Annotated in this window: 25 protein-coding genes; 23 read left to right on the plus strand and 2 right to left on the minus strand. The window is 31.1% G+C overall.

Translation table 11 applies throughout. From position 1 onward, the window contains the following. Positions 1–12 precede the first annotated feature (12 nt). The 17 genes from QPK35_RS01865 to QPK35_RS01945 all read left to right on the plus strand — a co-directional run bounded on the left by QPK35_RS01865 (position 13) and on the right by QPK35_RS01945 (position 12,638). Positions 13–1,347 (plus strand): DnaD domain protein, encoded by a 1,335-nt coding sequence (locus QPK35_RS01865; protein ID WP_290033765.1) that lies wholly within the window; start codon positions 13–15, stop codon positions 1,345–1,347. A 17-nt stretch (positions 1,348–1,364) separates the two neighbouring features. Beyond that, on the plus strand, positions 1,365–2,300 hold the full coding sequence (dnaI, locus tag QPK35_RS01870; protein WP_290033766.1) for a primosomal protein DnaI: 936 nt from the start codon (positions 1,365–1,367) through the stop codon (positions 2,298–2,300). Between the two features lie 306 nt (positions 2,301–2,606). Beyond that, positions 2,607–4,547 (plus strand): threonine--tRNA ligase, encoded by a 1,941-nt coding sequence (thrS, locus tag QPK35_RS01875; protein WP_290033767.1) that lies wholly within the window; start codon positions 2,607–2,609, stop codon positions 4,545–4,547. A gap of 223 nt (positions 4,548–4,770) precedes the next feature. Continuing rightward, a complete protein-coding gene (gene infC / locus QPK35_RS01880; protein ID WP_290033768.1) occupies positions 4,771–5,271 on the plus strand; it encodes a translation initiation factor IF-3 in 501 nt (166 codons plus the stop codon). A gap of 28 nt (positions 5,272–5,299) precedes the next feature. Beyond that, on the plus strand, positions 5,300–5,500 hold the full coding sequence (gene rpmI / locus QPK35_RS01885) for a 50S ribosomal protein L35 (RefSeq protein WP_290033769.1): 201 nt from the start codon (positions 5,300–5,302) through the stop codon (positions 5,498–5,500). Positions 5,501–5,556: 56 nt separating this feature from the next. Beyond that, complete coding sequence (rplT, locus tag QPK35_RS01890) at positions 5,557–5,916, plus strand: 50S ribosomal protein L20 (protein WP_290033770.1); 360 nt, start codon at positions 5,557–5,559, stop codon at positions 5,914–5,916. Positions 5,917–6,028: 112 nt separating this feature from the next. Next, on the plus strand, positions 6,029–6,562 hold the full coding sequence (locus QPK35_RS01895) for a YqeG family HAD IIIA-type phosphatase (protein ID WP_290033771.1): 534 nt from the start codon (positions 6,029–6,031) through the stop codon (positions 6,560–6,562). Beyond that, positions 6,555–7,667: a ribosome biogenesis GTPase YqeH gene (gene yqeH / locus QPK35_RS01900; protein ID WP_290033772.1), complete on the plus strand. Its 1,113-nt coding sequence runs from the start codon at positions 6,555–6,557 to the stop codon at positions 7,665–7,667. Before QPK35_RS01895 ends, yqeH begins: the two co-directional genes overlap by 8 nt. Positions 7,668–7,684: 17 nt before the next feature. Then, entirely contained in the window at positions 7,685–7,996 is a 312-nt protein-coding gene (gene yhbY / locus QPK35_RS01905) for a ribosome assembly RNA-binding protein YhbY (RefSeq protein ID WP_290033773.1), read from the plus strand. Between the two features lie 12 nt (positions 7,997–8,008). Next, the gene (locus QPK35_RS01910) at positions 8,009–8,644 is read left to right on the plus strand and encodes a nicotinate-nucleotide adenylyltransferase (protein ID WP_290033774.1); all 636 of its coding nucleotides are present in this window, start codon (positions 8,009–8,011) and stop codon (positions 8,642–8,644) included. Next, a complete protein-coding gene (yqeK, locus tag QPK35_RS01915; RefSeq protein ID WP_290033776.1) occupies positions 8,637–9,233 on the plus strand; it encodes a bis(5'-nucleosyl)-tetraphosphatase (symmetrical) YqeK in 597 nt (198 codons plus the stop codon). Before QPK35_RS01910 ends, yqeK begins: the two co-directional genes overlap by 8 nt. 14 nt (positions 9,234–9,247) lie before the next feature. Continuing rightward, positions 9,248–9,604, plus strand: a complete 357-nt coding sequence (rsfS, locus tag QPK35_RS01920) for a ribosome silencing factor (protein WP_290033777.1) — start codon at positions 9,248–9,250, stop codon at positions 9,602–9,604. Beyond that, on the plus strand, positions 9,604–10,758 hold the full coding sequence (locus QPK35_RS01925) for a nucleotidyltransferase (RefSeq protein WP_290033778.1): 1,155 nt from the start codon (positions 9,604–9,606) through the stop codon (positions 10,756–10,758). The genes rsfS and QPK35_RS01925 overlap by 1 nt, the downstream gene beginning before the upstream one ends. Positions 10,759–10,773: 15 nt before the next feature. Continuing rightward, entirely contained in the window at positions 10,774–11,340 is a 567-nt protein-coding gene (locus QPK35_RS01930; RefSeq protein ID WP_290033779.1) for a YceD family protein, read from the plus strand. A 62-nt stretch (positions 11,341–11,402) separates the two neighbouring features. Beyond that, positions 11,403–11,588 carry a 50S ribosomal protein L32 gene (gene rpmF, locus QPK35_RS01935; protein ID WP_290033780.1) on the plus strand — a complete coding sequence of 62 codons (186 nt, stop codon included), beginning with the start codon at positions 11,403–11,405 and terminating at the stop codon, positions 11,586–11,588. A 153-nt stretch (positions 11,589–11,741) separates the two neighbouring features. Beyond that, on the plus strand, positions 11,742–12,326 hold the full coding sequence (yihA, locus tag QPK35_RS01940) for a ribosome biogenesis GTP-binding protein YihA/YsxC (RefSeq protein WP_290033781.1): 585 nt from the start codon (positions 11,742–11,744) through the stop codon (positions 12,324–12,326). A 12-nt stretch (positions 12,327–12,338) separates the two neighbouring features. Continuing rightward, complete coding sequence (locus QPK35_RS01945; protein ID WP_290033782.1) at positions 12,339–12,638, plus strand: nucleoside triphosphate pyrophosphohydrolase family protein; 300 nt, start codon at positions 12,339–12,341, stop codon at positions 12,636–12,638. A gap of 56 nt (positions 12,639–12,694) precedes the next feature. On the opposite strand, the gene QPK35_RS01950 is transcribed toward QPK35_RS01945, so the two are convergent. After that, complete coding sequence (locus tag QPK35_RS01950; RefSeq protein WP_290033783.1) at positions 12,695–12,835, minus strand: SPJ_0845 family protein; 141 nt, start codon at positions 12,833–12,835, stop codon at positions 12,695–12,697. An 86-nt stretch (positions 12,836–12,921) separates the two neighbouring features. Here QPK35_RS01950 and uvrC point away from each other — a divergent pair, with 86 nt between their 5' ends. The 3 genes from uvrC to obgE all read left to right on the plus strand — a co-directional run bounded on the left by uvrC (position 12,922) and on the right by obgE (position 17,662). After that, complete coding sequence (uvrC, locus tag QPK35_RS01955) at positions 12,922–14,718, plus strand: excinuclease ABC subunit UvrC (protein WP_290033784.1); 1,797 nt, start codon at positions 12,922–12,924, stop codon at positions 14,716–14,718. A 69-nt stretch (positions 14,719–14,787) separates the two neighbouring features. After that, positions 14,788–16,239: an APC family permease gene (locus QPK35_RS01960; RefSeq protein ID WP_435302711.1), complete on the plus strand. Its 1,452-nt coding sequence runs from the start codon at positions 14,788–14,790 to the stop codon at positions 16,237–16,239. Between the two features lie 121 nt (positions 16,240–16,360). After that, a complete protein-coding gene (gene obgE, locus QPK35_RS01965; protein ID WP_290033786.1) occupies positions 16,361–17,662 on the plus strand; it encodes a GTPase ObgE in 1,302 nt (433 codons plus the stop codon). On the opposite strand, the gene QPK35_RS01970 is transcribed toward obgE, so the two are convergent. Next, on the minus strand, positions 17,663–17,950 hold the full coding sequence (locus QPK35_RS01970) for a hypothetical protein (RefSeq protein WP_290033787.1): 288 nt from the start codon (positions 17,948–17,950) through the stop codon (positions 17,663–17,665). Positions 17,951–18,040: 90 nt separating this feature from the next. Between QPK35_RS01970 and QPK35_RS01975 the strand changes: the two genes are divergently transcribed. The 3 genes from QPK35_RS01975 to QPK35_RS01985 all read left to right on the plus strand — a co-directional run bounded on the left by QPK35_RS01975 (position 18,041) and on the right by QPK35_RS01985 (position 21,378). Further along, entirely contained in the window at positions 18,041–19,501 is a 1,461-nt protein-coding gene (locus QPK35_RS01975; protein ID WP_290033788.1) for an NCS2 family permease, read from the plus strand. Positions 19,502–19,621: 120 nt separating this feature from the next. Further along, on the plus strand, positions 19,622–20,569 hold the full coding sequence (gene rnz, locus QPK35_RS01980) for a ribonuclease Z (RefSeq protein ID WP_290033789.1): 948 nt from the start codon (positions 19,622–19,624) through the stop codon (positions 20,567–20,569). Continuing rightward, positions 20,569–21,378, plus strand: a complete 810-nt coding sequence (locus tag QPK35_RS01985; RefSeq protein ID WP_290033790.1) for an SDR family NAD(P)-dependent oxidoreductase — start codon at positions 20,569–20,571, stop codon at positions 21,376–21,378. Before rnz ends, QPK35_RS01985 begins: the two co-directional genes overlap by 1 nt. Positions 21,379–21,406 lie beyond the last annotated feature (28 nt).

A 21,406-nucleotide genomic window follows, 5' to 3' on the forward strand; every position in this document is an offset into this window, starting at 1 on the left:
GGAGGAGAGACTTTGAATCACAATTTATTAGCAACAGATCAATATAAAGTGGTTTCAAGGTCTAGTTTTCAAGATTTTCACTTTGAAACTTTAACTCAGTTATACCAACCATTTATAGGGACAGCAAGTGTTTCATTATATACAACATTAGTATCACAGTTAGAAACAGGAAATTTTCAACAAATTACGGCTACTCAACATGAACAGTTATTAATTACATTAGGAATTAATTTATCTGAATTTATTGATGCTATTAAAAGACTTGAGGCAGTTGCGTTGTTAAAGTCTTATCGCAAATTGGATGATACATTAATGGTATATGAGCTATTGCCTGCTAAGGATGGACAAAGCTTTTTTAATGATGAATTATTATCATCAATGTTGTTGCAATATGTTGGTGACCAAAGGTTCGCTTTATTAGTTGAAAAGTTTGAAGGAAATCATTGGTCAAAAAATGAATTTAAAGAATTGACACATTCATTTGCAGATGTCTTTGAAAAACAAAATTTGAAAACTTCAGAATCTTCTCTTAGAGTTTCTCAAAATGATAGTAAAAAAATTGTTATTCCTGAAAAATTGGACTATCAATTCATGAAAAAAATTTTGCAAAATTCATTTGTTAATGTTCAAGATGTTACAAAAAATTTAGAGACCATTAATACAATTGCGATGATGTACGGACTGGATGAAATGCAAGTCGTTAAATTAATTGAAGAATCATTTGATGTTGCGCATGATAGGGTTAACTGGTTAGCTTTTAGAAAATTAGCAAGCCAAAAATATGAATTTATTCTTAAAAATCCGTCTATGCATTCTGATTCAAGGGAAAATGAAAATAAAACTGTTGAGGCAGATAATTTTAATGGGAATGAAGAAAAAATTTTATTCCAAGCATTTCAAGAATATGCCCCAATGGAATTTTTAAGTGCACTAAAAGAAGAACAAGGGATGCCTTCGATTTCCAATGAGGAACGAATTACAATCTCGAAAGCTGTTTCTGATGGTGGCCTTCCTTTAGCTGTGATTAATGTATTAATTCATTATATGTTAGTTGATCAACAAATGAGTTCTATTAATCAAAAATATTTTGAAAAGACTGCATTAGATTGGATGAAACAAAAGATAAAAACTCCACAGCAAGCAATTAATTATATTCTTAAGAGACAAGCTGGAATGAGAAAAAAATCTACGAAATTTCAATCTAAGGGTCGTAAACCGATTGTTGAAAAATTACCAGATTGGGCCAAAAAACAAAGTAATGAAGAAAAGAGTCAAAATATAAGTAATAGCGAAGAAATTAATCAAGATATTAAACGATTAATGAAAAAAATTAATGATGATCACTAAGTGAGGTATGAACAAATATGGATAATATAAGCGACGGATTAAAGCGACGCTTTCATGATCAACAATTACGTGAAAAATATCTAACATTATTTAATCAAGTGATACAAGATAATGAAGTTGCAAATTTTTTGAAAGAAAATCAAGATAAATTATCAAAAGAAGATGTAATTAAGGGTTTTAGCAAATTATATGAATTTGTAACAATAAAAGATGAAATGAAGGCTGGTAAAAAAACTTTCGCGCCTGGATACGCACCATATTTAATTGTGAGTGATCATCATATTGAAGTTGTATATAAACCTACAGAGTCGTTTTCAAAACAAAAGAAGAGTCAACAATTAAAGGACAATATTAAAGCAATTAATTTGCCTAAAAGTTTGCAGAAGGCTCGAATTGAAAATTATGATATCAAGGGACGTGAAGAGCCCTTAAAAGCAGCATTAGAATTTATTGATAATTGTACAACGTATTTTAAACAAGATAATGGAAGTTTTCCTAAAGGATTATATTTATCTGGAAGTTTTGGTGTTGGAAAAAGTTATTTATTAGCTGCAATAGCAATTAAATTGGCAGAAAAAAATATTGAAGTTCGATATTATCATTTTCCAACTTTTGTAGGCGAAATGATGAATGCAATTAGTGAAAATCGAACAAGTCAGATAATTAATCAAATAAAAAACACTGCCGTTGTTATTTTTGATGATATTGGGTCTACACAAATTACATCTTGGATAAGAGATAACGTTCTCGGTGTAATTTTAGAGTATAGGATGGCAAATGAATTACCAACATTATTTAGTTCAAATTTGTCAATTAGTGAATTAAAGGATCAATTTTTAACAGTTACTAATAAAGGAGATTCAGAGCCTTTAAAGGCCTTAAGGATAACAGAAAGAATTAAATTTTTAGCAACAGAATATCGAATGGTTGGAATTAATCGAAGAAATCCTTAAAAATAGACTTGTCAAAAAGATAAATTGGTGGTTAAATTAAATTAATGAAAGACAAACGGAACGTTAACTCAGGGATAGAAACCTCGACTGAAAGTTTCTAATAAACGTGCTTACCACTTTCATTTTATCCTATTTAATCGTAGGCGAGTCGTTTCGATATCGACGAAAATGAAGAATCTTATTTGCAAATAATAAGATTGAATTTGGGTGGAACCACGTATTTATGCGTCCCATATGCAATTATTAGTGCATATGGGGCGTTTTTTTATTTTCGTTTATCTGGATTTTGTTGAAGGAGGATTTTATATGTCAGAAATTAATATTACTTTCCCAGATGGTTCGGTTAAACCATTTGAAAAGGGTGTAACAGTAGAAGATATTGCTAAATCAATTAGTATTAGTTTAGCTAAAAAAGCAGTTGCCGGAAAATTCAATAATCAATTAGTGGATTATCATGAAAATCTTACTGAAGATGGATCTATTGAGATTATTACAAAAGATTCTGATGAAGGTCTAGTTGTACTATGGAATACAGTATCTCAAGTCCTTAAACATGCTTTGCATAATTTATATCCAGAAATGAAATTTGGTGAAAGTAAAGCAACAGAACATGGATTTTTCCTAGATACAGATAATCAAGAAGGCCAAGTTTCAGAAGACGATTTTGAAAAAATTACTGCTGAAATGAATAAATTGATTAAAAAGAACATTGCGATTGAAAAAGTATCTGTACCTCTTGAAGAAGCATTAAAATTGGTTGCAAATGATGAATATCAAACAGAACTAATTAAAGAAAATGCACAAGATTCAGAAGTTGTAATGTATCAACAAGATGATTTCAAGTACTTAGGTGATGTTCAATTAGCTTCAACTGGAATGATCAAAGTTTATAAGATTTTATCAGTTGCTGGTGCATATTGGAAGGGTGCCTCAAGTAATCCAATGCTTCAACGTATCTATGGAACAGCATTTTATAAGCAAAAAGATTTAGAAGCAGATGATGTAAGACGAAAAGAAGCACGTGAACGTGATCATCGTGTTATTGGGAACAACTTAGATTTATTCTTTGTAGATCCAAAGGTTGGTGCTGGATTACCTTATTGGATGCCAAAGGGTGCAACAATTCGTCGTACAATTGAACGTTATATTATCGATAAAGAAGTTGCTGATGGATATGAACATGTTTATACACCTGTTTTAATGAACTTAGATGTTTATAAACAATCTGGCCACTGGGACCATTATCATGATGACATGTTCCCACCAATGGATATGGGTGAGGGCGAAATGCTTGAATTACGTCCCATGAATTGTCCATCACATATACAAATATATAAGCATCATAAACGTTCATATCGTGAATTACCATTACGAATAGCTGAAATTGGTATGATGCACAGATATGAAAAATCAGGTGCATTATCAGGATTACAACGTGTACGTGAAATGGAATTGAACGATGGCCACACATTTGTTACAATGGATCAAATTCAAGAAGAATTTGCTAAGATTCTTCGATTAATTATGGATGTATACAAAGACTTTAATATTACTGATTACACATTCCGTTTAAGTTACCGTGATCCAGAAAATACAGAAAAATACTATAATGATGATGAAATGTGGGAAAAATCACAAAAAATGCTTAAAGGCGCAATGGATGATTTAGGACTTGAATATTATGAAGCTGAAGGCGAAGCTGCATTTTACGGTCCAAAATTAGATATCCAAACAAAAACAGCTTTAGGCGCTGAAGAAACAATGTCTACTATTCAATTAGATTTCTTACTTCCAGAACGATTTGATTTAAGTTATATTGGTGCAGATGGTGAAGAACACCGTCCTATTATGATTCACCGTGGAGTAATTGGAACACTAGAACGTTTCACAGCTTACTTAACTGAAATTTATAAGGGTGCCTTTCCAACATGGTTATCACCTGAACAAGTTACAATCATTCCAGTAAGTAATGAACATCATTTAGAATATGCTAAAGAATTATCAAGTAAACTTACAGCACATCATATTCGTGTCAAATTAGATGATCGTAATGAAAAGATGGGATATAAGATTCGTCAAGCACAGGTAAACAAAATCCCATATACTTTAGTAGTTGGAGATTCTGAAACTGAAAATCACACAGTTACTGTTCGTCATTACGGAAAAGAAGATACAGAAACATTGCCATTTGATGAATTTGTAACAATGATCAATCAAGATATTGAAAGTTACAGTCGCGAAAATTAATCCTTGACATTTGTGGAATTAATTGTTAAACTTTAAAAAGTTGAGAAAAAAGCAGAGGCAACCGCTTCTCGCCTTGCAGACAAGAGTCTCCGGGCAGAAATTAAGAAATTAATTCCGTAAATCGGACGGTACCTCTGTTTGCTGCAAATCAAACAGAGGTATTTTTTATCTGCATTTTCTCTCTGAATTTATTTGGAGGTGAAGTATCATAGCAGTAGATAAAATGGTTAATGACGGCATTCGTGCTCGTGAAGTTCGTTTGATCAGTAGCAATGGTGATCAACTTGGTGTTAAATCTAAACGTGAAGCTTTGGAAATTGCTGAGCGTGAAAATCTTGATTTAGTTCTTGTTGCACCTAAAGCTAAGCCACCTGTTGCTAAAGTAATGGATTATGGTAAATACCGTTTTGAATTACAAAAGAAGCAACGCGAAGCTCGTAAAAAGCAAAAAGTGGTTAATGTCAAAGAAGTTCGATTGAGTCCAACAATTGACACGAATGACTTTAATACAAAGATGAAGAACGCACGTAAGTTTCTTGCAAAAGGAGATAAAGTTAAAGTTTCAATCCGTTTCAAGGGTCGTGCTATTACTCATAAAGACATTGGACGTGAAGTTCTTAGCCGTTTTGCAGAGGAGACCAAGGATGTTGCAAATGTGGAATCCAAAGCAAAAATGGATGGACGTAGCATGTTCTTAATGCTAGCACCTAAAACAGATAAATAGGTGATTAGATTAATAGGAGGATTTTATTATGCCAAAAATGAAAACACACCGCGCATCAACAAAACGTTTTAAACGTACAGGTAAGGGTGGTTTAAAACGTCATCACGCTTATACATCACACCGTTTCCACGGTAAGACAGTTAAGCAACGTCGTCAATTACGGAAAGCAGCAATGGTTTCATCATCAGATATGAAACGTATCAAGCAAATGCTTTCACAAATGAAATAATTAACTAAATTTTTGAACGAAAGAAACATTACGTTTCAATTTGAGGAGGAATTTTTATGCCACGTGTTAAAGGTGGAACAGTTACACGCAAACGTCGTAAAAAGATGATTAAATTAGCTAAAGGATATCGCGGTTCAAAGCATATTCAATTTAAAGTTGCTAAGCAACAAGTTATGAAATCATATCAATATGCATTCCGTGACCGTCGTAAGACTAAGTCAAACTTCCGTAAGTTATGGATTGCTCGTATCAATGCTGCAGCACGTATGAATGATATTAGTTACAGCAAGTTGATGCATGGATTGAAGTTAGCTGAAATTGAAGTAAACCGTAAGATGCTTGCAGATTTAGCAGTTAACGATGCAGATGCATTCAAAGCTCTTGTTGATGAAGCAAAGAAAGCTTTAGAAAAATAATTAATCGTTAATAATGACTGGGACATCTTTTGATGATCTCAGTTTTTTTATTTATATTTTTCATTTATAATGATATGTGGATAATTAATTATATGATAATAGGAGATTATTGATGCTAGAAGAATTTAAGCCTACATGGATGTTAAAGTCAATTTATAATTTAACGCCTGATCAAATTCGAAATAATAATATTAAATTGATATTAACTGATTTAGATAACACATTGATTGCTTGGAATAATCCAGATGGAACACCTGAATTAAAAGCCTGGTTAAAAGAAATGAAAGATGCAGGGATTCCAGTTGTTGTTGTATCTAATAATAATGAAGAAAGAGTAAAAAAGGCGGTAGAAAAATTTGACTTGCCATATATTTCACGTGCAATGAAACCATTAAAACGTGGCATAAATATTGCTAGAAAACAGTATGACATTGAACCACAAAATATTGTACTTGTTGGAGATCAACTAATGACAGATGTTTTGGCAGCAAATCGTTCCGGAATCAAGAGTATCCTAGTAAAACCAATTGTAGAGTCGGATGCGTGGAATACAAAATTTAATAGATTCCTTGAAAATATAATTAAAAATAAAATGATAAAAAAATATAATATTGAATTTAAATGGGAGATAAAACTAAATGACTGATGAATTAAGATGTATTGGTTGTGGTGCTATTATCCAAACAGAAGATTCAGATAAAGCTGGTTACATACCAAAGTCTGCATTAGAAAAACAAAAAGATGATATTTATTGTCAAAGATGTTTCCGATTAAGACATTATAATGAGATTGCAGATGTGGAATATACAGATGATGATTTTTTAAGCTTTCTAAATCAATTAAGTCAAAAGGATGCATTAATTATCAATGTAATTGATATATTTGATTTTACAGGTTCAATAATTCCAGGATTACAGCGTTTTGTTGGAAATAATCCAATCTTAATGGTCGGAAATAAGGAGGATTTATTGCCTAAATCTCTTAAACGTTCAAGAATTAAAGATTGGGTTAGACAATCTGCAAATAAAGAAGGATTACGTCCTATTGATGTGATTTTAACAAGTGCTAAAAAGGGATTTGAAATTGATCAATTATTAGAAAAAATAGAGGAATATCGGAATGGTCGAGATGTATACGTTGTTGGAGTAACTAATGTTGGTAAATCAACATTAATTAATAAGATTATTCAACAATTAACAGGGGTTAAACAGTTAATTACAACATCTAAATTTCCAGGAACAACATTAGATCGAATCGAAATCCCACTGGATGATGGTCACTTCTTGATTGATACTCCCGGAATCATTCATCGAAATCAAATGGCACATTATCTTGCGCCAAAAGAATTACGCTTAGTTACACCTCAAAAAGAAATTAAGCCTAAAGTATTTCAATTACAGGACCAACAAACTTTATTTTTAAGTGCATTAGCAAGATTTGATTTTATTTCAGGTACTAAAGATAGAAATGGCATAGTAGTTTATTTAGATAATAATTTAAAAATACATCGTACAAAACTAATTAATGCAGAAAAATTTTATCAGAAACATGCGGGAGAACTATTACAACCACCAACCAAAGATGAGCTTGAAACATCATTTCCTAAATTGGTTCGATATGAATTTAAAACTAAAGAAAAAAGCGATTTAGTTTTTTCTGGTTTAGGATGGATTACAGTACCTAAGGATAGCGTTGTAGCCGGATGGGCTCCAGAAGGTGTAGGCGTTTCATTAAGAAAAGCTATGATTTAAAGATAGAGGTGAACGAATTGAATTTAAGAGGAAAACAAAAACGATACTTAAGAAGTCAAGCACATACTATGCGTCCACTATTTCAAATTGGAAAAGATGGCATTGACCAAAAATGGATAAAGCAAGTAAATGATGCATTAGAGAAGCGAGAACTTATTAAAGTTAATATTTTAAATAACTGTTTATTAGAAGTTGATGAAGTAAAAGAATATATCGAAGCTAATTCAAATATCCAAGTAGTGCAAACAATTGGACATACATTAGTTTTATTTAAGCAATCAAGTAAAAAGAATAATCGCTCATATTCAATTGAAGTTGCGAAAATTTAAGCAGGGATGATTATGAATGTTCAAAAAATAATAAGTCCTGAAGTAAAAATTATGCATGAAGTTGAATTGGATGATACTAAAAAGCGAATTGGAATTTTAGGTGGTACTTTTAATCCTATTCATTTAGGACATTTAATTATTGCTGATCAAGTTTTGGATCAATTAGACTTAGATAAAGTACTTTTTATGCCAGATAATATTCCACCACACATTGATCATAAAAAAGCAATTTCAGCTGAAAAACGGTTAAAAATGCTAGAATTAGCAACTCAGGATAATCCTAAGTTCGGTGTTGAAGATTATGAAATAAAAAAAGGTGGCATAAGTTTTAGTATTGATACATTCAGGGAGTTAACCAAATTGCATCCTGAAAATAAATATTACTTTATTATAGGTGGGGATATGGTAGAGTATTTGCCTAAATGGCGTGAAATAGATGAATTAGTTAATTTAGTTCAATTCATTGGAGTTAGACGTCCTGGTTTCAGCACAAAAACAAAATATCCAGTGATATGGGTTGATGTACCAGAATTAGCAATTAGTTCAACATTAATTCGGCAGAAAATAAAACAAGGATGTTCAATTAATTATTTAGTACCTAAGGAAGTTGAAGAATACATTCAAAAGGAGAATTTGTACATTGATTGAACTTAAATATACAGAGGATTATTATCCTGGTACACGTGAAGAACTTATTAGTAAATTAAAAGCATCATTAAGCCAAGAAAGATTTGAACATTGTTTGAGAGTGGAGCAATGTGCAATTAAATTAGCAAAATTAAATGATTATAATTTAGAATTAGCTTCAATTGCAGGCTTAGTTCATGATTATGCCAAAGAAAGAAGTGATTCTGAATTTAAAAAAGAAATTTTTCAAAAAAATTTAGATAAATCATTGTTAAAATGGGGAAATTTCATTTGGCATGGAGAAGTCGGTGCTGAAATTATACGTGATGAATTAAATATCAAAAATAAATTAGTTTTAGATGCAGTTCGTAATCATACAGTTGGAAATGTTCATATGAATACATTGGACAAGATTGTCTATGTTGCCGATTATATCGAACCAGGAAGAGTTTTCCCAGATGTCGATTTTGCGAGAAATATTGCTTTTCAAAATTTAGATGATGCAGTTAAATTTGAAACAAAACACACTTTACAATATTTAATGCAAGCAAACCATAAAATTTATCCAGAAGCTATTCTGACATATAATAAATGGGTTGCTGAAAATTAAAGGAGAAACGAATTATGGAAGATAGTAAAAAGTTATTAGAAACAGTTGTAAAAGCAGCGGATAATAAAAGAGCTGAAGAGATAATTGCTTTAGATGTACAAAAGATTAGTTTACTAGCAGATTATTTTGTAATAATGCAAGCTGATTCTGAAAGACAAGTAAAAGCAATTGCTGAAAATATTCAAGAAATGGCTGAAAAAGCTGGTTATGATGTACGTGATGTGGAAGGGAAAAATGGTGCAAATTGGGTATTGATTGATTTAGGTGATGTAGTTGCCCATGTATTTAAAGCAGAGACACGTAAATTCTATAATTTAGAGAAATTATGGGCAGATGCAGATGACGTTGAAATTACAGATTGGCTTAACTAATGAAATCAATTGTAGGAATCATTACAGAGTATAATCCTTTTCATAACGGACATCTATATCAAATTAAACAAGTGAAAAAAGCATTTCCAAATGCGCCATTGGTAATTGCAATGAGTGGTAATTTTTTGCAAAGAGGGGAACCGGCAATTATTGATAAATGGCATCGCGCAAAAGAATGTTTAGCAAATGGTGCTGATTTAGTAATGGAAATGCCTGTTTTAGCTGCTGTTCAAGCTGCTGATAGATTTGCATATTATGGAGTATGGACTCACTTTCAAATGGGAGTAACTGATTTATTTTTTGGTGCAGAACATTCTGATTATGACTTTATGAATTTTGCAAAAATTGTAAAAGATATAAAGGGTGACTTTACTAAACGAAATGAGTCATTTGCACGGTCATATCAAAGAATAATAACTGAAAAGATTGGACATAGTGTAGAGCAACCTAATGATTTACTAGGACTTGCATATGCTAAGGCCAATTTAAAATTAAATGCTAATATTAACTTACATCCAATTCAAAGAAAAAATGCTAATTATCATGATATGCATCTACAAGAAACAGGCACGATTGCAAGTGCTTCAGCAATTCGAAGAGCTTTGTTTAATAATGATGATGAAATTGAAAAATTTGTGCCTGCAGAAACGCTTTCTGATTTATTATCACAAAGATTGGTTTCATGGGATGATTTTTGGATGCATTTAAAAATGGAACTTCTAACTCATAATCCTGAAGAGTTGGCTGAAATATATGGAATGAGTGAAGGAATTCAATATCGTATGATTGAAATGGCAAATCGTAGTGAAACTTCTCAAAACTTTGAGAGTTGGATTAAAGCAGTAAAAAATAAACGATTTACTTATACTAGATTAAGTAGATTAGCTGTGATGACTTTATTACATGTAACTAAAAGTGATTTTGAAAAATTTCAACAAATGCCATATTTACGAGTATTAGGTTTCACTTCAAAGGGAAGAGAAGTCTTGCATAATGCTAAGAAAAAAACAGAATTTCCTATTATTACTAATGTTTCTGCTGATGATAAAAGGAAAATAATGAATGTTGATTATAAAGCTGGGAAAATGTATCAATCTATAAATGGAACTGAACAAGATTTAAAAAATATGCCAATTATGTTTAATAAAGAGTAAGTCAGGAGGGTTAATATGAAATGGTCATTAAATGAATTACGGCAAGCAAAAGAGAAACCAATTCAGTTTGAAGAAACACTAGATTTAGAATCTGCTTTAAAGCAAAGGCGTAGTGATATTATTTCACTTACACCAGTAAAGGTAAAGGGGATTTTTACACTTGATTCACGTGGAATTTTAGGTGGATTTAATGTTAAGACTACAATCACAGTTCCATCTACACGTACATTTGAACCAGTAAAGATACCATTGGATTTTGATTTTTCAGAATATTATGTAAGTGAACATCAGGATGATTTATCACAATTTGATAGCTTAGATGTAGTAATAAAATTAGATAACGATATTTTATCATTGGAAAAAGTAATCGAAGATAATATTTTATTGCAAATTCCAATGCAGATTTTGAGTAAAAAAGAACAAGAAGCAACAGTAGATGAAATGCCACAAGGTGAAAATTGGGATGTTCTTACTGAAAAACAAATTGAAGAAGATTCCCGTCACAATCATGAAATTGATCCAAGAATGGCCAAATTAAAGAATTTCTTCAAAGAAAATGATGATTCAAATTCGAATGAGTAGTTGTAAAATTTACAAATTACAAGTATAATGATTCTTGTTAATGATTTAAAGGAGGTGTTCACATGGCTGTACCAGCACGTAAGACATCAAAAACACGTAAAAGATTACGTCGTACAAATTATAAATTACAAGTACCAGGTATGAGTGCTTGCCCAAACTGTGGCGAATTGCGTCGCTCACACCGTGTATGCCCAAGTTGTGGTTACTATGGTGATCGTGAAGTTGTTAAGGTTAAAAGTAACAACTAATTTTTAAGAATATTGAAACAAAAATATTATTGGGACCATGGCCCATATTATTTTTACAGCATTTCAGAGCAACTGAGGTGCTATTTTTTTACATTTTATATAGTAGCTATGATAAAATATTAACCAGATATTATTTTGAAAAGAGGTTTTAGTATGGATGTGCATAATGTTGATTTGACTATAAGTGCAGTTCACCCAGATCAATATCCTAATAATCAATTACCTGAAATTACGTTAACTGGAAGATCAAATGTTGGAAAATCTTCTTTAATTAATACATTAATTAATCGGAAAAATCTTGCTAGAACATCAAGTCAACCTGGAAAAACACAAACTTTAAATTTTTATAATATTGAAGATCAACTATATTTTGTGGATGTTCCAGGATATGGTTATGCTAAAACTTCTCAAAAAAATCGTGAAAAATGGGCAAAGATGATTGAAACGTACTTTGCAACGCGTCAGGAAACATGTGGTGTTATTTCATTAGTTGATTCACGTCATGCACCAACAAATTTGGATATTCAAATGATTGATTTTATTCATTATTATCAATTGCCACTTTTAATAGTAGGTACTAAAATTGATAAGGTTCCACGGAGTAAATGGAATAAAAGTGAAAGTTTGATTCGAAAAAACTTACACTTAAATAGTGATGATCAAATACAACTATTTTCAGCTCAAACAAAATTTGGAAAAGAAGAAATTTGGAACTGGATAGAGCAACATACAAGATAAGGAAGTATTGCAATGGAATTTAATGAGTATCAAACAGCAGCTAACCGCACACTATATGGAAATGAACAGGTATTGACAAATTGCGCTTTAGGATTAGCCAGTGAGAGTGGACAGGTAGTTGATTTAATTAAAGCATATACATTTAAAGGGCAAAAACTTGAGAAGGATCAATTGATCCATGAAATGGGAGATGTACTTTGGTATTTATCACAAATTGCTGAATGGGCAGACATTCCATTTGATGAGATTGCTAAAGAAAACATTGAAACATTAAATAAACGGTATCCTAATGGCTATCAAAGTGAAAATTAAGGTAAAAAAACGAGACTGAAGTTTCAGTCTCGTTTTATATAGCTTAAAATGTAATATTATTCATTATTTTTTGATTTATCTTTTTGAGATTTTTTAGCAGTATCTTTTTCTTGATTATTAGTTGATTTAGTTGGATCAATAGCAAATTTATCAAATAAACTTTCAAGATTATTTTCACGATTAATTTTTAGTCCCATTTTTTATCTCCTTCTAAACACTATAGATTGCAATAAGAATACCAGTTTTTGAATAATTTTTCAATTTTAACGAAAGGAGGATACTTATGGCAACAGAACATATTGAAAAAAAACTGAAATTACTTCCTGATTTACCTGGATGCTATATGATGAAAGATATTAATAGCAAAATTATATATGTTGGTAAGGCAAAAAATTTAAAAAATCGTGTTCGTTCATATTTTAAGAGCTCTCATGAAGGAAAAACAGCGCAACTGGTTTCTGAAATTAGAGATTTTGAAACAATTATTACTTCGACTGATAAAGAAGCGTTTTTATTAGAAATCACATTAATTCAGAAATATAAACCATATTATAATATTAAATTAAAACAAGGAACTGGGTATCCATATATAAAAATTACAAATGAATGTGATCCACAACTACTTTTAGTAAACCAAGTAAAAAAAGATGGTGGATATTATTTTGGGCCATATCCTAATGTTTATGCTGCTACTGAAACATTGGAGTTATTAAGAAAAGTATATCCATTAAGAAGATGTAATGGGTATCAAAAGAGGCCGTGTTTGTATTATCACATGGGACAGTGTTTAGGAGCTTGTTTTAAAAAAGTACCACCAGAAAAATATGAAAAACAAATAAAAAAAATAAAGTCTTTTTTAAATGGTAATGTAAATCAAATAAAAAATGAATTGCGTAAAAAAATGGAACAAGCAGCAGCTCAAATGGAATTTGAAAGGGCAGCTGAATATCGCGATCAGATCAAATATATTGCCATGACTGTTGAAAAACAAAAAATTATATCTAATGATAATACACCACGTGATTTATTTAACTTTTATATGGATAAAGGCTGGATTTCAATTCAAGTGTTTTTTATTAGACAAGCAAGATTAATGAAACGAGAAAAAAGACTTTTTCCATGTGTAGATGATAGTCCTGAATCAGAATTTACTTCATTTATTTTACAATTTTATAATCAAAAAAATCGAGTGATGCCTAAAGAAATTTTAGTTCCAGATAATGTTGACAAAAATATTTTAAGTGAAATCTTAAATGTCCCTGTTAGAACACCCCAAAGAGGTCAAAAGTATGATTTACTTAAAATGGCAAAAAAGAATGCTAGATTGGTGTTAGAAGAGAAATTTCGTCTATTAGAATTAGATAATCGTAAGACTACAGGAGCAATGAATGAAATAACAGATGCATTGCATTTACCTCATGGACATCGAATTGAAGCATTTGATCATTCACATATTCAAGGACAAGATCCTGTTTCTGCGATGGTATGTTTTATTGATGGTCAACCTGATAAAAATGAATATCGAAAATATAAGTTAAAAACAGTGGAAAATGCAAATGAAGCTGCTAGTACGCAAGAAGTTATTTATAGACGATATAGTCGTTTATTGAAAGAACATGCAAAATTACCTGATTTAATTTTGATGGATGGAGCAGAAATTCAGATTAATGCAGCGATTGACGTTTTGCATAACCAATTAGGAATAGATATACCAGTTGCAGGCATGGTAAAGAATGAACATCATAAAACTGCTGATTTAATGAATCAAAATGGAGAAAAATTACAATTAAATCCTAAAAGTCAGGGATTTTATTTATTACAAAGAATTCAGGATGAGGTTCACCGCTTTGCAATAACATATCATAGACAGTTACATTCAAAAAATTCCTTAGCATCAAGATTAGAAAAAATTCCCGGTGTTGGACCTAAAACGCGAACAAAATTGTTACGTAATTTTCACTCAATTAAAAGAATTTCACAAGCAAGTGTAGAAGAAATACAAAAATTAGGAATTTCAAAGAAAGTTGCTCAAACAGTCAAGTTAAGTGCCGAGTCCATTCAAAATGGAAAGAAAAACTGATTAGAATAAAATAAAAACTTGTGCTAAAATTTCTATTGTATTTGTCGCTTAGTTAATTTTTTGGATGGAGTGAAAAACGTGGGGAAGAATGATTTAGGATCGAAATTAAGATGGTATAATATTGCATTATTGTCTTTTTCAGTAGTGTGGGGATTTGGAAATGTTGTTAATAACTTTGCAAATCAAGGATTAACAGTTGTCTTTTCATGGATACTTATCATGTTGCTATATTTTATCCCATATACACTAATGGTAGGACAATTAGGTGCAACGTTTCAAAATTTAGGTGCAGGCGTTAGTTCTTGGATTAATGAATTAATGGGCAGCAAATGGGCATATTTGGCTGCCTGGACGTATTGGGTTGTTCATGTACCATATTTAGCACAGAAACCACAGGTCATAATGATTAGTCTAAGTTGGCTATTCCGTGGGAATGGTAGTTTTGTGAACGATACTAAGACAATCGTTGTTCAAGGATTAAGTTTAGTTATGTTTATTGTATTTGTTTGGTTAGCTTCTAAAGGAGTAGAGGCACTTAAAAAATTAGGTAATATTGCCGGAATTTTATTATTTATAATGTCAATGTTATTTATTATTTTAGGTATTAGTGCTCCATTTATCGTACACACGCATGTGGCAACGCCTGACATGACAAATATTCATAATTATATCCCTAAATTTGATTTTGAATATTTAACAACTATCTCAATGTTAGTATTTGCAGTTGGTGGATGTGAAAAGATTTCACCATATGTAAATAAAACTCATAATGCATCAAAGGAATTTCCTCAAGGAATGATCGTATTAGCAATTATTGTAGCTGTTTCTGCTATTTTAGGTTCTCTTGGAATGGGAATGATCATTAATGCAAATCATATTCCAAATGATTTAATGTCAAATGGTGCCTTTGAAGCATTTCAAATTTTAGGACAACATTATCATGTTGGTAACTTATTTATGTGGATTTTTGCAATTACAAGTACACTTGGCTCTGCAACAGCATTGGCAGTATCTATTGATGCTCCATTACGTATGTTGCTAGATGAGGCTGATGAGCGCTATATTCCAAAAGTACTTTTGAAAAAGAATAAGCACGGCGTGTTTATTAATGGTTATAAATTGGTTACAATTTTAGTATCAATTTTGATTATTGTACCGGCTCTTGGAATAAAAGGGATGTCTAATCTTTACAACTGGTTGTTAAACTTGAATTCAATTTGCATGCCAATGCGCTATTTATGGGTATTTCTTGCATATATTTTATTAGTTAAATATATGGATAAGTATCATTCAGATTATGTATTTGTAAAAAATAAGACTATTGGATATGCATTTGGAATTTGGGCATTCTTATTTACAGCATTTGCTTGTATTTTAGGCATGTTTCCTAAGTCAAATATGTATTCCAGCGCTAGTTCATGGTGGTTCCAAATGGGAATGAATATTATAACACCATTAATTTTGATTGCATTAGGTTTAGTTTTACCATTAATTGCTAAAAAAACTAATTCTGTTAAATGACACATAATATAGATGAAAGCATGACAAGGATACAGTCATGCTTTTATTTTTAATTATAAATTGATATAGTAAAATAGATGACTTCTAGATATATAAATTGATTTTTAGAAAGAGGAACGAAATGTTTGTTGATCAAGTAAAAATTAAAGTAAAAGCTGGGAAAGGCGGAGACGGAATGGTAGCATTCCGTCGAGAAAAATATGTTCCTAATGGCGGACCAGCTGGTGGTGATGGTGGAAAAGGTGGTAGCATTATCCTTAAAGTTGATAAGGGTTTAAGAACATTAATGGATTTCAGATATCACCGTATTTTTAAGGCTAAGTCTGGTCAAAATGGAATGAACAAAAGTAAATATGGAAAAGCTGCTGAGGACTTATATATAGATGTTCCAGAAGGTACAACTGTTACTGATGCAGAAACAGGCGAAGTACTTGGAGATTTAACACAAGATGATCAAGAATTAGTGGTTGCTAAAGGTGGTCGCGGTGGAAGAGGAAATATTCATTTTGCTAGTCCTAAAAATCCTGCTCCTGAAATTGCAGAAAATGGAGAACCAGGTGTAGAACGGGAACTTAATTTAGAATTAAAAGTACTTGCAGATGTTGGATTAGTTGGTTTTCCATCTGTAGGAAAGTCAACATTATTATCAACAGTAACTAGTGCAAAGCCTAAAATTGCTGAATATCACTTTACTACATTGGTACCAAATTTGGGAATGGTACAATTAGATGATGGTCGCGATTTTGTAATGGCAGATTTACCAGGATTAATAGAAGGTGCTTCACAAGGAATTGGATTAGGGATTCAATTTTTACGACATGTTGAACGTACACGAGTAATTTTACATCTTATTGATATGTCTGGTGTTGAGGAACGTGATCCATATGATGACTTTTTGAAAATTAATGAGGAGTTAAAAAAATATGATCCAGAATTGTTGGATCGCCCACAAATAATTGTGGGAACAAAAATGGATATGCCTAATGCAGATGAGAATTTAAAGAAATTCAAAGATAAATTGAAAGATGACCATACATTAAGCATTAAGCCTGAAATAACATCGATTTCATCATTAACACATCAAGGATTAAACGAGTTAATGATTAAGACGGCTAACTTATTAGATAAAACAAGTCGTTTTGAAACAAAAGCAGAAAAATTAATGAATCAAAATAATAAGGATTATACTTTTGAAGAGGAAGAACCTTTTGAAATCTCAAGAGACTCTGACGCAACTTGGGTTCTTTCTGGAAAGAAAATCGAAAAATTATTTAAGATGACCAATTTAGAACATGATGAAAGTCTGATGCGATTTACACGTCAACTTCGTGGCATGGGTGTAGATGATGCACTCCGTGAACGAGGTGCTAAAACTGGTGACCTTGTAAGAATTGACGACTTTGTATTTGAATTTGTTGACTAATTATGCGAAAAATAATTTTTCACGATTTACGATTCTAAAACCAAAAATAGGGTATAAAGTTGAATTATATGAACAAACTATTTTTGATTCTGGATTAGACACTTGGCATATGATTGAAATATCTTGAACTTTTAGTGCTATGCCATTTTCTGCAAATAAAATTAATATATTTCTCTCTTTATCATATTTTAATTTTGATAAGGGGAGATTTTTTTTATTGAATTCAAAGAAACATCTATAATTTGGATTAAAATTTTTAGTGGCATTTACTAAATCTTTCGTATACATTAGAATATCCTTTCAAATTTGATATAAAGCATTCACATAATCAAATTTTTTGCTATAATAATAGAAAATATTATAAGAGGGAATTAGAAGATGTCAAATTTTTTTAAGTTAAAAGAAAATCATACGAATGTTTCTACGGAAATAACAGCTGGATTAACAACATTTTTTGCAATGTCATATATCTTGTTTGTTGCTCCAAATATTTTAAGTAAAACTGGGATGCCTACTCAAGGAATCTTTTTAGCAACAATTATTGCTTCTGTCATAAGTACATTAATAATGGCATTATTTGCTAATGTTCCATATGTACAAGCTCCTGGGCTAGGATTGGCAACATTCTTTACATATACTGTTGTATTACAGTTAGGTTTTAGTTGGCAGGAAGCTTTAGCATTAGTATTTTTATGCGGAATCATTAACGTCCTTATCACAGTTACAAAAATTCGGAAGATGATTATTAAATCAATTCCAGAAGTTTTACAACATGCAATAAGTGGTGGTATTGGTATTTTTGTAGCATATATTGGAATTAAAAATGCTGGATTTTTGAAATTTACATCGGATGCATCTGATATTGTATCAATTAATGATCATCCATTTAGTCAAGCTGCTACTCATTTTTCAAATGGCATTCAGTCTGTTGTTACTGGAAGTGGAATTACCCCTGCATTGATTAATTTTAATCAATCAGGTGCACTAGTTGCTTTAATCGGACTAATCATTATGGGAATTTTAATGATTAAAAATGTTAAGGGTGGCATTTTAATTGGAATTATTTTAACTACAATTATTGGTATTCCATTTGGAGTAACTCATCTTGGACTTGAAAATACGACATCTTTAACTGAATCTTTTAAACAATTAGGAACAACTTTTGGTGCGGCATTTGGATCCAAGGGTATGATTGCTCTATTTAATCAACCAGGTAAAATGCTTTTGGCTTTAATGACTATTTTTGCATTTTCATTGACTGATATTTTTGATACTATTGGTACATTTATTGGTACAGGTAAAAAATCTGGAATTTTTTCAAAAGAAGATGAAAAAGAATTCTACAATGGTTCAGGATTTAAATCAAAAATGGACCGTTCACTATTCTCAGACGCTGCTGGATCAATTGTAGCTGCCGTATGTGGAACATCTAATGTTACAACCTTTGTAGAAAGTGCTTCAGGAATTGGTGCTGGCGGTCGGACTGGATTAACTAGTTTAACAGCAGCAATTATGTTTGCATTAAGTAGTTTATTAGCTCCTGTTATTGCTATTATTCCAACAGAAGCAACTGCTCCAGCTTTAATTATTGTAGGTATAATGATGATGAGCTCCTTTAAAGAAATTAATTGGTCTGATTTAGAAGATGCAATTCCTGCATTTTTTGCATCAATATTTATGGCGATTTGTTATAGTATTTCATACGGTATTGCTGCTGGATTTATTTTTTATCTTTTAGTTAAAATCTGTAAAAATAAATTTAAAGAAGTACATCCAATGTTAGTAGTATGTACACTATTATTTATTTTAAACTTTGTAGTTTTAGCATTTATTGAATAATTTTAAATGCATTTTGTATTTTATGCTGATTGATAGTAAAATTATATATTGATTGATAGTTCACTTATTAAGTGAACTTTTATTTTTTGAGAATATAAATTGCAGATAAGGATTGATTTCATGGAATTAGAATTTTTAGGAACGAGTGCAGGTTCACCTTCTAAATTCAGAAATGTAACTTCTTTAGCATTAAAATTACTAGATGAAATTAATGAAGTTTGGTTATTTGATGTTGGAGAAGGAACTCAACATCAAATTTTACGTACAACCATTCGTCCACGCAAAGTAAGTAAAATTTTTATAACTCATTTACATGGGGATCATATTTTTGGATTACCTGGTTTTTTGAGTAGTCGTTCGTTTCAAGGTGCTCAACAAGCAACCCCACTTACTATTTATGGTCCTTCAGGAATTAAGGAATTTGTAACTACTTCTTTGAAAATTTCACAGACACATTTGGCATATCCAATTAAATATGTTGAACTTAAAGATGAGGGAGTTTTATTTGAAGATTCTCATTTTAAAGTTTCATTTAAATATTTAGATCATAGAATTCAATGTGTCGGATATAGAGTAGAAGAAAAGGATTATCCTGGAGAATTAATGGTTGATAAGTTACAAGAATTAGGAATTAGGCCAGGGCCTATTTATGGCAGAATAAAAAATGGCGAAACGGTTAAATTAGATAATGGAAAAGTTATTAATGGAAAAGATTTTATTGGAGAATCTAAGAAGGGTAGAATAGTAACTATTTTAGGTGATACTAGAAAAAATAAAAATATTGATTTATTAGCTGCTAATGCAGATGTTCTTGTTCATGAAAGTACCTTTGGAAAAGGTGAAGCAAAATTAGCTAAAAATTATTACCATTCTACATGTATCCAAGCAGCAGAAGTTGCTAAAAGAGAAAATGTAAAAGAATTACTATTAACGCATATTTCAGCTCGTTATGTAGGCCCAATGGTGAAAAAATTACAAAATGATGCTCGAAAAGTATTTCCAAATACGAAAGTAGTACACGATTTTGGATGTTATAATATTCCATTTTCCAAAACGGAGGTTAAATAATGAATAATTATAAGGCATTAAAAAATCTCGAAAATAAAGTAGTATTAATTACTGGTGCTTCATCTGGTTTAGGAGAGCAGATTGCATATCAGGTTGCTAAAAGAGGAGCAATCGTGATTGTCACAGCACGCAATCTAGATAAATTAAAGATGGTTGCAAAATCATGTACAGAATTTCATGGGAAAAAGGCATATGCAATTAGAATGGATATGTCAAATCCAGATGACATTGAAAATGCTGTTGAAACAATAAAACAATGTATAGGAAAAATCGATGTTTTAATTAATAATGCTGGCTTTGGATTGATGCAAAATGCAATTGATTTTGATATGCAACAAGCAGAAGCAATGTTTAGGGTCAATGTACTGGGAATGATGTATTTAACACAATATGTCGCATTACAAATGGCAGAAGAACATTGTGGAGTAATCATAAATATTGCATCAATGGCTGGAAAAATTGCAACACCAAAATCTGCAATTTATTCGGCAACAAAAGCAGCAGTTATTGGTTATTCTAATGCGTTACGCTTAGAATTAAAAAAATTAGGTATATCTGTTATTGTAGTAAATTCAGGACCAATTAGAACTAATTTTTTCAATACTGCAGATCAAACTGGAAATTATCTAGAAAAAGTTAAAAAGATAGTGTTAAATCCAGAATTAGTTGCAGAAAAAATAGTAAAAACAATTGGAAGTAATAAACGTGAACTGATTTTACCTGGCTTTTTTAAAGTTGCTGATATTGGTTATGCACTTTTTCCAAAATTAGGTGATTTTTTAACCGAAAATGTTTTTAATAAAAAATAGTTTTTAGTATTAGTTGAGGAGAGGAATA

Origin of the sequence: Ligilactobacillus cholophilus, from assembly GCF_030389495.1 — a bacterium.
GTDB lineage: Bacteria > Bacillota > Bacilli > Lactobacillales > Lactobacillaceae > Ligilactobacillus > Ligilactobacillus cholophilus.